Genomic DNA, 12,778 nt, shown 5'->3' with positions numbered 1-12,778 from the left:
ATCAATTAACGTTCCTTTTTGGGCGATATATAGCATTTTCGCAGTCTAACGGGCAGTAAGATCCCCACTAGAAACTACAGTAAAATTCAAAGGTGAATTAACGGGACCCAAACTGTCCGTAAGGCCCGATTAGTTCAACTAACCAATCAGCGGGAAAAACCCCCACTGATTGGAGTTTCACTTTAATTTTGGAGGCAATAAAATGAGAGAAATAGCAGTCGAACAATATATCCAGATGGACAACGCAGTTCCGATCGATGTCAGGTCTCCAATCGAATTTGAGGAGTGCAGCATTCCCGGTGCTGTCAATGTGCCGCTTTTCACTAATGAAGAACGTGTGGAAATCGGAACATTATATAAAAAAGAAGGCTCAGATGCCGCTAAGTGGAGAGCGATGGAAATCGTTTCACCTAAAATTCCGTCCATGATGCAGAAAATCAAAGACCTGAAAGATGATGGCTTACAGCCTGTCATTTACTGCTGGCGCGGCGGCATGCGCAGCAAAGCGGTTACTACATTTATCACATATGCCGGTGTTTCGATCCCTCGTTTAATTGGAGGATACAGAGCTTACCGTCAATATATTCTGGAAAACACAGCAGATTTGATTCCTGAAAAAGCAGTTGTTCTGCACGGAATGACCGGCGTCGGGAAAACAGATGTGCTGAAGGTATTAAGTCAAAAAGGATATCCTATTCTTGATCTGGAAGAAATGGCAGGCCATCGCGGTTCGATCTTCGGTTCCTTTGGCATGGGGGACGGCAGCACCCAAAAAACATTTGATGCACTTTTGTATAAATCCCTTTCTGAGGTTAAAGGGTCCCCTTATATTATTATGGAAGCTGAAAGTAAGCGGATTGGCAAGGTTGTTCAGCCGGACGAGCTGCTAGATACTAAAAAAACCGCAATCCACATTGATATGTTTGCAAGCATCGAATCCCGTGTCCAGCGCATCCTCCGTGACTATGTGGAACCATATCAAAAAGAAAAATGGTTCAAGCCGAAAGTGGATGAAAGCCTTGTGTTTATTAAAAAACGTCTGAAGGATACCGAAATCCGCGAGCAGCTGGATGAATCAGTTCAAACGGAGAACTACGAACTAATTATCAAGCTTTTATTAGAACACTATTACGACCCGCGCTATGCTTTTAAACAGCATGACTATGAAGGCGAATTCCACCATGTAAATGCCGATGATGTGGAAGCAGCTGCACAGCAGGTTATCCAAATAATTGAAAAGCAAAATGCTCCCGTCTTATGACGCGGAGCATTACTTTTTGAGAGCGACAAAAGTAATATTTTTATAAAACCGTGATAACTATCTATTTTAGTCAGTTGACACTGTGGTATGATGATAATAATATTGAACAAAACGTTCTTAATATGGAACTAAATATGATATAATCCTATTACATACAAAATAAGGTGTGTGGTATACGATGATCGGTGATCGTGTAAAGAAACTTCGTCAGGAAAAGAAAATGTCCTTATCCGAGCTTGCAGACCAAGCCGGTGTGGCAAAATCATATTTAAGCTCACTTGAGCGCAACCTTCAAACAAACCCATCGATTCAGTTTCTCGAGAAAATCGCTGGAGTTCTGAATGTACCTGTGGACCATTTGATCCATGAGCAGATCAATAAGGAAGATTTGGATTCTGAATGGATGAAGATTGTGAAAGAAGCGATGGAATCCGGGGTTTCCAAGGAGCAATTTCGGGAGTTTTTGGATTTTAATAAGTGGAGAAGCGGACAAAAATCATAAATTGCCATGAGCCTGAATGCACAGGCTTATTTTTTTGGGCAAAATAAAAAGCATTTCCATTTAGAGATGCCTCTAACAGAAATACTTAGCAATACCAGATATTTAAGCTTCAATCAGAACCTCTTTGGATCTGTTTTTATGTAAAAACTCTCTAATTTCTTCCTTTTGCAGGCCTAAGTTCTTTGCTTCCATAATTAACTGCAGCCACTCCAAATCAATTCCCTCAACCTTTACATTTTGCTCTGTCAACATTCTTCCCCCCAGGATACGTATCGTATTCCAGGCAATCCAGCCATCGTAGTATTTTTCAATACCTTAGACCCGCGACTTTGCGTCCTCATTTTTCAATGAGTTTGCCTTTTTCTGTGCCTATCGGCTCAAAGAAATATTTTCCATAGATGTATTCTACTATGCCCATATTGCTAACGTTGTCAGATTTTGTAATTTTAATAAATTAATTTAATATTAAATTAATTTATTTTTCGACAAAACCTTAATACTTTTTATGTACTTAATTAGCTGAACCCTTCATCTTTTACAGTAAGTTGTTATTTATGGTCGAACTCCTTTTAGAGTAGTAGGAAAGTCCGATTCTTTTTCTGTAGTTTTTGCTGATTTGTTTTATTGAATAGGTGTGCGGGGTTTTGCATTTCTTAAAGGTCGTGTGGACTGGTTCAAGAGTTATAGCATCCAAAAAGATTTCATTCGTTAAATCAGTGTGGCAGATCGGGCATAGCCATCCATCCGATTCACTGCTGCTATATGAAGGTTTGTGGCATTTATGACAGTTCTTTCGATACATGTTCAGCCTCCTCATTTGCCTAAGAATAGTATTTTCACTCTATCGGTTATTAAGATAGAGCTTCACAAATCCATAAAACATGAAGTACTAATATGAATGAATAAAGATATGCTGCACCTTTTGCCAATACTTTTACTTTTGTTTGCGGAGGAAAATTAATTGAAGTTGACAGCAAGATTAAAAAGCCTGAAAGAACAGCTTTAATAGAAAGAAATAATAGGGGTTCTATCGTATAGAGAAAATCCATAATTGGATTCACTTCTTCAATCAGCGAAAGTTTCATTCCAAAGAACGTCAAGAGACCATCCAGAAAATTAATGAAGGCAAGATACTGCAGAATTTTTTTCATAACTTCACCGTAATGAGTAGCTTTTTGATTATATTCATTAGCTGCTTAGATAAGTTCTAAACGGGAATAAAAATTAAGGCCTTAAAGAATCAGTCCCTCAGGCCTTAATCTACGTTTCACTCCGCAGCCTTCTATAACGCCATAATAAAATTACGCTTCCGGCACCTAAAAATAGTGCACCGATAAGTAATAAATTATAATTATTAGTTGCGGTATTTGGGAGCTTGTTCACTTTCTCTGGGATTACTGTAGCATCAGTGGATGGTGGTGAATTATTAGTTCCCCCTCCAGAATTATTATCTCCTGATCCGGGAGTCTCGTTGCCGGTTCCAGGTTCACCTGTTGCTTCGGCAAGAAAAATGATTTCAACCTCTGCAACGGAATTTTGAAATTCATTTCCCAAATGCTCTGGCATTGTTACTTGGAAAAATAAAGTTTCTTCTGTCCCTTTCGCTAATTCTCTGGGAGAGAAACCTTTAAAATCTTTAAGTTTTCCTTTGTAAAGCATCTTTGTATCTTTTTTTACCTCAAGCTCTAATTCCTCAAAAAGTCCTTTTATAGACTTCGATTTTCCAATTTTAGAAGTATATTTAAAATTTTGTTTGCCATCATTTTTTATTGTTATATTTCTGGGCATCCAGTCGCCTGGCTTTAGATTTTCAACATTAAACATTATTCCATGCGGAGTTGTATTGATATCTATCTCTCTTTTTTCAGCACCTATAATTTTCTCACCTAAAAACATAAAAAAGATTATTCCTGATATAAAAATCATTATTGGTTTTGCCAATAGTTTCTTATTATTCATGGCATTACCTCACATCGTTTGATTTAACAAAAGGCGGGAAAACTTCCCACCTTTTGATTGAAAGTCATATTACTTTGCTGTACCCTTGCCTTGCTTAGCATTGAATGTCCACTTTAATTCCAATGAATCTCCTTGGAACACATTTTGATCTTGTTTATTATCTACAAACTCAAATTGAACAAATAATTTATCACTAGTTTTAGCAGCAAGTTTTCCTCCTCTTTCAGCTAACCAACCACTAAAAATATTACCTTCTATAACATCTGGAGATTGACCTTTAAGAGCTGATAAAGTCGTTGAATAGATAGGTACATCTAATTTATCTTCATTAAGTAAGAAGTTAACACGGATGTGTTTTCCTAAATCGTCTTCTGAAGTATTATCACCTTCAGCATCCGTAACTGTATAACTTGTATTTAGTGTAATAGAGGCAATGTCAAGTGAACCTCCGTTTTTCAAATCAAAGGAACGAAGCATTGTATCTCCTGGCTTAATTGTGTCAATATCAATAATTGTGGTAGGATCAGCACTTAAATCCAATGTACCGGCTGCAAATTTCCCTGTAGCTTCAGCGCTATCACTAAAATATGCAAATGTTCCCCCACCAACTAATGAAATACCAAGTGCTGCAGATGCAATTCCCATACCTAATTTTTTCTTAAGATTCATAATAAAGCTTCCTCCTCTTACCCCGTTTTGGGTATGTATAATTTTTATATATTGACCCCTGTATCTCTACAGGGAGTGCAACCAAATTAAGCAGTTTTTTCTTCTGAATCCGTTTTGCTGCCTTTAGGATCAATTTCTCTTATAGCCTGGAAGATGCTAAATGCTGCATACCCTAGAAGCAATAATCCTGGGCCAATAAGCAAAATCGCACTTCCTTCTTTCGATTGTGCAAAGTCTATAAAATATCCCACATAAGGAATAGTGAAACCAGTATAAATAGCTCTTACATTTTCAGATAGCACAGGTTCCATGTCTGCAGTCTTGTTGTTATCTCCCTTTGTTTCATACATGACATGGTCTCCGCTGCTGCTGACACCGATTATTCGGTGAGTAATTAATTTTTCTTCGCTTGCCTGGAATGTAATGACATCATCTTTCTTGAGAGCCCTGCTTTCTTCTGAACTAAGCGGCTTTACTGCAATAACAGACCCAGTTTGGAAGGTAGGCTCCATAGAACCTGATAATACTGTCTTAAGCTGATAGCCAAAGGCCTGCGGTTCTCCTCCTGATGCTTTGGAGGAGACCACTAGAAAGGCCATTAAAATTAAGTTAATAAATAGAATCGCTGTTATAATGTTGCTTATAATTTTCAGTGCTTTTTTCAAGCTATTCACCTGCCTCATTTGAGCTTTCTTCAGAATTAGCCGGAGCTTCTATTGCCTTAGGCTTGGTATCTTCCGGCTTTGATTCTTCTTTTGGTTCCTCTTGTGGCTTTTCTTCAACTTCAGGCTGTTCTACTTTCTGCTCTTCTTTTGGTTCTTCTGCTGGCTTTTGCTCTGGATTCTCTTGAGGTTTATCTTTTGTTGGTTCAGCTGCTTCTTTGCCAGTTTCCTCTGTCTTATTGTTTACTTGTTCCTTGGCAGTCTCTTCTGTTACATCTGCCTTTTGTTCCGTTTTCTCTTCTTCCACGTTGGAAGCTTCATCTGATTCTAAAGTAACTTTTATTTCTTCACTCCATAGTTCTCCACTTCCAGGATGATCTTTGTGCTGATAGGCTTTAAACATATAGGATCCACTTTGCTGAGGAATAAAAGATACTTCTATTTTTTTTCCTTCTTTAATTGGATCAAATGTTAACACTCCACCAACAGACTTTCCTATCTTCGGGTCCCCGTTCTTGTTGTAATAAATTTCATATGTTCCATTTGATTTCATATCTGACCCTGTATTTTGGATGGTTGCATATATCTTCTGTCCATCATATTTTTGTCCAATGAATTTTAGAGAGCTGCAATCCCATTCACCATGCTTCTCCCCTTTAGAACACCCAGGCTCTTCTGTCTCCCAGGTACCGGCCTGAATGGTCCCAGTTACTGTGTCCCTATCACTAAAATAGGCATTCGTTTGCCCAGTCAGAGTTGCCGACATCCCAATAAGCAGATACCAGGCAGCCACAAACTTAAATGCGAGCAATAGGATTTTGTTCTTCTTCCCAAATTTCCTGATCCGTTTGTATCGTATAAGAACCCCCTCCTAGTGAGTTGATGTTCTTTGATTTTGTTCGTTTCGTTCTTTTTATCGAACCGATAAGTTGAGTATAGTCCATCAGTCTTATTTTGAAAAATTCCAAATTCAGCCGGTTTTTCGTTTTAAAGAACGTTTTTCGTTCTTTTTCTAAGGATACCTCGAGAATTCTCACTATTTTGTATTTTTTATTGAACGTTTTGTTCGTTATAATGAAAACATCTTTATATTTTATGATAAGGGAGTATTATGCCTATGATAGGTGTCCGAATTAAAAGCTTAAGAATCAAAAAGGGATACTCAATTAATGAGCTTTCTGAAAAAGCAGAGGTATCCAAATCATATTTGAGCTATATTGAGAGAGGCATACAGGAGAACCCTTCACTTCAGGTTTTATCCAGAATCGCCAGGACACTGGATGCGAATCTTGAAGATCTGCTGGAAGAGAACAACGCGGAAATTACTGACTTGTCTAAGCTGGATGAGGAGTGGGTTTCCCTTGTCAAAGAAGCAATCAGGCAAGGAATCACAAAAGAGGATTTCTCCTATTATCTGGAGTTCATTAAATTTAAGAAGATGAATGGAGGGAACGTTTAATTGAAGGTTAGAGGCCGTTTGCTGATTGTAGCTGCCTCCTTCCTTATCTTAATCGGAGGCGGTTTGGTCCTGTTCTCTCTGCAGGAAATGTATGCTCAGGAGAAGAAAACCAAAGATTCTTTAGCCCTGGCAAAAGATAGAATTCAAAATGGAGTAAACAAAGAAAGCAAATATGTTCTCCTAACAGAACAACCAATAGGTATTTCCTTCGATCAGGGTGAAGCCATTGGCATCTTAAAAATTCCCCGTTTGAAAGCTGAACTTCCCATTATAGAAGGAACCGATGAGGATGAGCTGGAAAAAGGGGTTGGCCATTACTCCACAACTGTGCTTCCAGGTCAGGATGATCAGATTTTATTATCGGGGCATCGGGATACGGTCTTTCGCAGCCTCGGCGAACTTGAAATCGGTGATATTTTTCTAGTCAGCATGCCATATGGTGAGTTTACATATGAAATTACCGATTCCGAGATTGTGGATGCGGATGACCCCACTGTAATTAGATCCACCACTCCTCACGAAATTCTCACTGTTTCTACATGCTACCCCTTCTCGTATGTGGGCAATGCACCCTCCCGGTATATCCTGAATGCCAAAAGAATACAAAATTAAGAGGCACATTCCACAGGAAAGCGCCCTTTTTACTGCATATAGACAAACACCCTTCCCCCATATAAGAACCTGTACATATCATCTAATATATGGGTTTCCAGAAGGGACAGATCCTGATGATCAACTTCTTAAGATTTTTATTATATCTAGCCATCATCCTCACAGCTATCATGCTATCAGTATAAAAAGCCAGACTCTCTAAGCCTGGCTTTTCCCTTTACTTATTCAAACTAACAGCAATCTTCGAACCCACTTCTGCATTATGCTTCACCAATGCAATGTTCGCTGTCAAGCTTCTGCCTTCTGTCAATTCCTTCACTTTCCCCAGAAGGAATGGAGTCACTTTTTTCCCTGAGATATTGTTTGCACTCGCTTCTTTTAAAGCTGTTTCAATAACACCAGTAATAAAAGCCTCTTCCAGCGCATCTTTTTCAGGGATCGGGTTGGCAATTACAACGCCGCCTTTTAAGCCAAGATCCCATTTTGTGCGGATCATTTCGGCTGCTTCTTCTGCATTGTCCACCCGGTAGTTCACGCTGAACGGACTTGTGCGTGTGTAGAAGGCAGGCAATACATCTGTTTCAAAGCCAACGACCGGAACGCCGTGCGTTTCTAAATATTCAAGCGTCAAACCGATATCCAGGATGGATTTCGCACCTGCACAGATAACGGCAACATTGGTCATCGCAAGCTCCTGCAGGTCTGCGGAGATGTCCATGGTGGTTTCCGCTTCACGGTGAACGCCGCCAATCCCGCCGGTGACAAAGACTTCAATGCCGGCAAGCTCAGCACAGATCATGGTGGCCGCTACTGTTGTGGCACCATTTTTCTTTTTAGCCACTAAATAAGGAAGGTCCCTCCGGCTCGCTTTTTCAACATCTTTGCTTTGTGCCAGGAATTCCAGCTCTTCATCTGATAAGCCAATTTTAATTTTCCCATTTAAAATGGCAATGGTTGCCGGAACCGCACCGTTTTTGCGGATGATTTCCTCTACCTCTTTTGCTGTCTGAACATTTTGAGGGTATGGCATTCCATGTGAAATGATTGTGGATTCAAGGGCAACAACCGGTTTATTTGCTTTCTTTGCTTCTAACACTTCTTCTGAGTACTCAAGCCATTTTTCTAACATGATGTCACTTCTCCTTAGTCGAAATATTGTTTGAATGTTTCCTGCAAGCGTGTGTTGTTTAAATTAGGGTTAACGGTTTCAAGGGACTGCAGAGCAAGCATCGAGCAGGACATGCCGATTTTGCAGGCATCCTCAGTGCTCAGACCTTTTAAATGGGCAAAAATAATACCCGATACAAGCGAGTCCCCTGCACCTGTCACATCGGCAATTTTCACCTTCGGAGGAAGCTGCACACCTGCTTCACCCCTGTTTGTAAAATAGATCAGCCCTTTATCTCCCCGGCTGATGACGACTTTTTCAACACCTTTTTTCATAATCTCCTGTGCCGCCTTAAAGAAGTCTCCTTCATTGCTGATCTTTATCCCTGTTAGTGCTTCTGCTTCATTTTTGTTGGCAATCAGCCAGGTAACACCTTTCAGATCTTCCGGGAGATTTTTTATTTTTGGTGCTGAAACAGGTGTAATGCAAAGCGGAATGTTCTCTTCATAACATCTTTTAATAATCTGTTCCAGAACCTTGGGCGGGAAGTTTGTATCGAGAATCACCATTTCAGATGATGCCAGGTAACCCCACTTTTTCTCGACAAACTCTCTGTTAACGCTTTCATAAATGGACATATCAGCGAGTGCTACAGCCATTTCTCCTTCAAGGTCAAGCACTGCTGTATAAGTACCAGTGGTGGACCCTGCCAGCGACTGTGAAGGAGTGATATCAGCAAAAGCTTTCGTATATTCGAGAAGCCATTCGCCTTCCGGATCATCTCCCACTACGGTCATCAAACCCACATCACAGCCCAGCCTGCCAAGGTTTTCAGCAATGTTGCGGGCCACTCCGCCGCAGGATTGGGAGCTTTCTGCAGGGTTCGATGTTCCGAATTGGAGCTGCCCGGTTGTCTGGATTTTCCTGTCAACATTGGCTCCTCCCACACAAAGCACTTCTTTCTTTTGCGGCAGAACATAGGCTCTGCCGAGAATTTTCCCCTGCTTGGTCAGTGAAGAGATATAGCCGGCAACAGCGGACCTTGAGAGCCCCGTTTTGTCAGCCAGTTCGTTTTGGGCAATAAAAGGATCCTCTTTAATCAGCTGCAAAATCAATATTTCTTTATCATTCATAATTGACCAGCCCTGCCTTATTAAACTTTTGTCTATATTATAAACTTATGTCTATTTGTAAAACAAGTGTTATTTTTCGAAAAATTTTCAGAGATAATAAAAAAGCCTCCCGCCTTAGGCGGAAGACCAAGCTTTACGCAGCCTTATCATCTTTTTTAATATCCTTTAAATAATACTTTTCTGAAGTGAAAAACTCGTTTTTCAGCTGTTTAACCTCTTTGCTTAGAAGGAGGACAGCCATGATGTTCGGTATTAAGATCATGGCAAGAGCCAGATCAAGGAATTGCCAGATCGTTTTCGCCGCTCCCACTGAACCAAGAACAATGGCAGCAATGTAAACGACTTTGATGGCTTTTCCGGCAAAAGAGCCAAATAGGAATTCTGCCATTTTGGATCCATAAAAGACGACGACGATGATCGTTGAAATGACAAAGAATACAAGTGATACAGCTACGAGAATACCTCCAAATGATCCAAAGTACTCCGTAAATGCAGCTGCTGTCAGGGCTGAAGGATCTTTCATTGCCCCTTCCCTTGTCCACACACCTGATGAAAGCACTACAAATGCAGTGGCTGTACACACAATCAGTGTATCAACAACAATTCCGACAATCGCCCAGAAGCCCTGGCGCACCGGGTGGTCGGTTGTGGCAGCCGCATGGGCAATCGGAGCGGTTCCAAGTCCTGCCTCATTGGAATATAATCCTCGTGCAAATCCCCAACGAATGATCTCCCCAATTGCCGCACCGGCAAATCCGCCTATTGCAGACATTGGCTGAAACGCATAAGTGAAGATTAATTCCAACACTTCAGGAAGCTTGCCCAGATTCATAAATAAGACTACTAACGCCGCTCCTACATAGATGAGAGCCATAAACGGAACGAAGATTTCAGTAACTTTGCCGATTCTCTGAATTCCGCCAAAAACAACCAATGAAACCAGTAAGGCTACAGCGATGCCTGTATAAAGGCCATTAATCTTAAAAGTCTCTCCAACCGCAGATGCTACTGCATTGCCCTGTACCATGATGCTTGGAATTAATTCGATCATGAGCGCAAAGGCAAATATCACACCAAGCCACTTCATGTTAAGCCCTTTCGTCATGTAATACATAGGGCCGCCCACGTATTCTCCATCTTCATTTTTCTCTCTGTACTTAATGGCCAATACACTTTCCGAGAACTTAATGGACATTCCTATTAGCGCAATGACCCACATCCAAAAGACTGCTCCAGGGCCGCCAAACATGATGGCTGCCGGTACACCTACAATATTCGCAGCTCCAATGGTGGAAGCCAGTGCTGAGGTGAGTGCCTGCAGCGGTGTAACGGTTCCTTTGCCCTTCGGCTTTTTAAAAACACTTCCGAATGTCTGTTTAAAAATATATAACGGATAACGGAACTGGAAGAAACCCAGCAAAAAGGTTAAATACAGTCCTGTTCCGGCTAATAATAGGATGATGGGATATCCCCAGAGCCATCCTGATATATCTCCTACGACTTCTAATAACTTATCCAAAAAAATTTCCCCCTTATAGTTATGCACAGTTGCCCTTGTTACTCCATTCCCTTTTATTTGCCAGTTAAACACTTAGTTAGCAAAGAAATATGTGAGGTAGACATTTTCTTGAAAATCCTGTATAGTTAGCTAGGTAACTATTTTAAGCAGGTGAAACCAATGCACCCTAATCAAAGTGAATTTTTTCATTCCATCAACCAATTTACACGCCATTTTTCCAAAGTACTTAATGAAAGTCTGGTGCCGCTTGGGTTATATGCGGCTCAATGGACGATTATTTACCGTCTGAAAACCGGAGGACCAAGCACTCAAAAAGAGATTTCCTCTTATTTGGGAGTTGAAGCTCCGACCATGACCAGGACATTGGCCCGTCTTGAGAAATCAGGCTGGATCACCAGAACAGCCGGCAAGGACAAACGCGAAAAACTGATTTCACTGACTGATGCAGCCATCCTGGAATACGACAATTGGCTTGCCGCAGTAAGATCAAGCGAAAGCAATGTCCTGCAGAACATTACGGAAGAAGAAATCAGCACGATGATCAAACTTATGGCAAAAATGAGAGAAAGTATGGTACCAGGCACCTAGACCAGTTCACGAAATTGGTTTAGATACCTGGTACCTTCATTGTTAGGAGGACAACATGAAGAAACAGCCATTATGGACGAAGGATTTTTTGAGTATTTCTGTTACGAGTTTTTTCTTGTTTATGGGGTTTTATGTATTGCTCACAACGCTTCCCCTTTATATTTTGGATGATTTGAAAGGGGACGAAACACAGGTAGGGCTGATTATTTCGGTCTTTCTGATTGCTGCCGTGATCAGCCGGCCATTTACAGGGAAATGGATTGACGAGGTTGGACGGCGGAAGATTCTGCTTGCTTCCCTGATTGTGTTTGCAGTCTCATCTCTTCTTTATTTTTGGGCTGACACTATGCCTGCACTTTTAGCTCTAAGATTCCTTCATGGTGCAGGTTTTGGCATGGCCACAACAGCGACTGGAGCGATTGTTGCTGAAATTGTGCCGGATGAACGGAGAGGCGAAGGGCTTGGCTATTATGCGATGTTCATGAATCTGGCTATGGTCATCGGCCCGTTTGCCGGTTTGACGATTGTCCAATACGCAAGCTTCACATGGATTTTTGCTTTATGCACCGTTTTATCATTTATTGCGATAGTGCTTGGTGCTTTTGTAAAAATACCGCAAACAGCAGAAAGCTCTGTGAAGCATCCGAATTTTACCCTATCAAGCTTATTCGAAAAAAATGCCGTTCCTGTTGCGATTTCAGCTGGCATCCTTGCTTTCGCGTACTCAGGAATTCTATCCTTTATTTCCGTTTATGCGAAAGAGCTTGATTTGCTTGAAGCCGCGAGCTTCTTCTTCGTGGTATATGCAGCGTTCATCATTATGTCCCGCCCATTTACAGGCCGCTGGTTTGATACGTATGGAGAAAATAAAGTGATCTATCCAGCGATTATTCTGTTTGCGGCAGGATTGTTTTTGCTCAGCCAGGCCAACAGCACCTTTGTGTTTCTGCTGTCAGGTGCAGTAATCGGACTGGGGTATGGCACGATTGTTCCGAGTCTTCAAACCGTTGCCATCAAGCAGGCCGATCCAGCGAAACGCGGGCTTGCTACCTCCACCTTTTTCACCCTCTTTGATACAGGGATCGGTTTAGGATCCTATGTTCTCGGAATACTTGCGGTAAAAACAGGCTTCGCTTCGCTGTATTTTATGCTTGCCGGAGTAGCACTGTTTGGCTTGCTCGTATACTACCTGCTTCATGGAAAAAAGACAGAACCAAAAACCATTCATTCAGAAGCAGATCTTCCATTATAAAGTGAAACTTCAATCAGTGGGGGTTAGCCTTATCCCCCACTGATTGTTAGTCGC

The 12,778-nt window shown here is 41.2% G+C and carries 15 protein-coding genes and 1 riboswitch; of the genes, 6 read left to right on the top strand and 9 right to left on the bottom strand.

The window, feature by feature from the left end; all coding sequences use genetic code 11:
• The first annotated feature begins 202 nt into the window (after positions 1-202).
• Complete coding sequence (gene mnmH, locus CE058_RS02895; RefSeq protein ID WP_163140179.1) at positions 203-1,261, top strand: tRNA 2-selenouridine(34) synthase MnmH; 1,059 nt, start codon at positions 203-205, stop codon at positions 1,259-1,261.
• 178 nt (positions 1,262-1,439) lie between these two features.
• The gene (locus CE058_RS02890) at positions 1,440-1,763 is read left to right on the top strand and encodes a helix-turn-helix domain-containing protein (protein ID WP_048010430.1); all 324 of its coding nucleotides are present in this window, start codon (positions 1,440-1,442) and stop codon (positions 1,761-1,763) included.
• Between the two features lie 102 nt (positions 1,764-1,865).
• On the opposite strand, the gene CE058_RS02885 is transcribed toward CE058_RS02890, so the two are convergent.
• From CE058_RS02885 to tapA, 6 genes are all read right to left on the bottom strand, one after another.
• Positions 1,866-2,015 (bottom strand): anti-repressor SinI family protein, encoded by a 150-nt coding sequence (locus CE058_RS02885; protein WP_197087706.1) that lies wholly within the window; start codon positions 2,013-2,015, stop codon positions 1,866-1,868.
• A gap of 27 nt (positions 2,016-2,042) precedes the next feature.
• Positions 2,043-2,131: riboswitch (cyclic di-GMP riboswitch) on the bottom strand.
• Between the two features lie 483 nt (positions 2,132-2,614).
• A complete protein-coding gene (locus tag CE058_RS02880; RefSeq protein ID WP_163140177.1) occupies positions 2,615-2,914 on the bottom strand; it encodes a DUF5658 family protein in 300 nt (99 codons plus the stop codon).
• A 109-nt stretch (positions 2,915-3,023) separates the two neighbouring features.
• A complete protein-coding gene (locus CE058_RS02875; RefSeq protein WP_163140175.1) occupies positions 3,024-3,722 on the bottom strand; it encodes a TasA family protein in 699 nt (232 codons plus the stop codon).
• 69 nt (positions 3,723-3,791) lie between these two features.
• Complete coding sequence (locus CE058_RS02870; RefSeq protein WP_163140173.1) at positions 3,792-4,391, bottom strand: CalY family protein; 600 nt, start codon at positions 4,389-4,391, stop codon at positions 3,792-3,794.
• A gap of 86 nt (positions 4,392-4,477) precedes the next feature.
• Positions 4,478-5,056, bottom strand: coding sequence for a signal peptidase I SipW (gene sipW / locus CE058_RS02865; protein ID WP_163140171.1), 579 nt, complete (start codon positions 5,054-5,056; stop codon positions 4,478-4,480).
• Position 5,057: 1 nt separating this feature from the next.
• A complete protein-coding gene (gene tapA, locus CE058_RS24660; RefSeq protein ID WP_262176177.1) occupies positions 5,058-5,897 on the bottom strand; it encodes an amyloid fiber anchoring/assembly protein TapA in 840 nt (279 codons plus the stop codon).
• A 273-nt stretch (positions 5,898-6,170) separates the two neighbouring features.
• On the opposite strand from tapA, the gene CE058_RS02855 reads away from it, so the two are divergent.
• Both CE058_RS02855 and CE058_RS02850 read left to right on the top strand, forming a co-directional pair.
• Positions 6,171-6,512 (top strand): helix-turn-helix domain-containing protein, encoded by a 342-nt coding sequence (locus CE058_RS02855; protein WP_163140169.1) that lies wholly within the window; start codon positions 6,171-6,173, stop codon positions 6,510-6,512.
• Positions 6,513-7,124, top strand: coding sequence for a class D sortase (locus CE058_RS02850; protein WP_163140167.1), 612 nt, complete (start codon positions 6,513-6,515; stop codon positions 7,122-7,124). It begins immediately after the preceding gene.
• Between the two features lie 217 nt (positions 7,125-7,341).
• Here the strand turns inward: CE058_RS02850 and CE058_RS02845 are convergent, their stop codons facing one another.
• From CE058_RS02845 to CE058_RS02835, 3 genes are all read right to left on the bottom strand, one after another.
• Positions 7,342-8,253: a pseudouridine-5'-phosphate glycosidase gene (locus CE058_RS02845; RefSeq protein ID WP_163140165.1), complete on the bottom strand. Its 912-nt coding sequence runs from the start codon at positions 8,251-8,253 to the stop codon at positions 7,342-7,344.
• A gap of 14 nt (positions 8,254-8,267) precedes the next feature.
• A complete protein-coding gene (locus tag CE058_RS02840; protein ID WP_163140163.1) occupies positions 8,268-9,365 on the bottom strand; it encodes a carbohydrate kinase in 1,098 nt (365 codons plus the stop codon).
• A gap of 133 nt (positions 9,366-9,498) precedes the next feature.
• A complete protein-coding gene (locus tag CE058_RS02835) occupies positions 9,499-10,884 on the bottom strand; it encodes an alanine/glycine:cation symporter family protein (protein WP_163140161.1) in 1,386 nt (461 codons plus the stop codon).
• 159 nt (positions 10,885-11,043) lie between these two features.
• Here CE058_RS02835 and CE058_RS02830 point away from each other — a divergent pair, with 159 nt between their 5' ends.
• Positions 11,044-11,472, top strand: a complete 429-nt coding sequence (locus CE058_RS02830; protein WP_163140159.1) for a MarR family winged helix-turn-helix transcriptional regulator — start codon at positions 11,044-11,046, stop codon at positions 11,470-11,472.
• 55 nt (positions 11,473-11,527) lie between these two features.
• Entirely contained in the window at positions 11,528-12,724 is a 1,197-nt protein-coding gene (locus tag CE058_RS02825) for an MFS transporter (RefSeq protein ID WP_163140157.1), read from the top strand.
• Positions 12,725-12,778 lie beyond the last annotated feature (54 nt).

The organism is Bacillus sp. 22-7 (assembly GCF_010628845.1).
GTDB lineage: Bacteria > Bacillota > Bacilli > Bacillales > Cytobacillaceae > Cytobacillus > Cytobacillus firmus_B.
The sequence above is the reverse complement of the archived record's forward strand: the minus strand, read 5'-3'. Positions and strand labels throughout refer to the sequence as shown.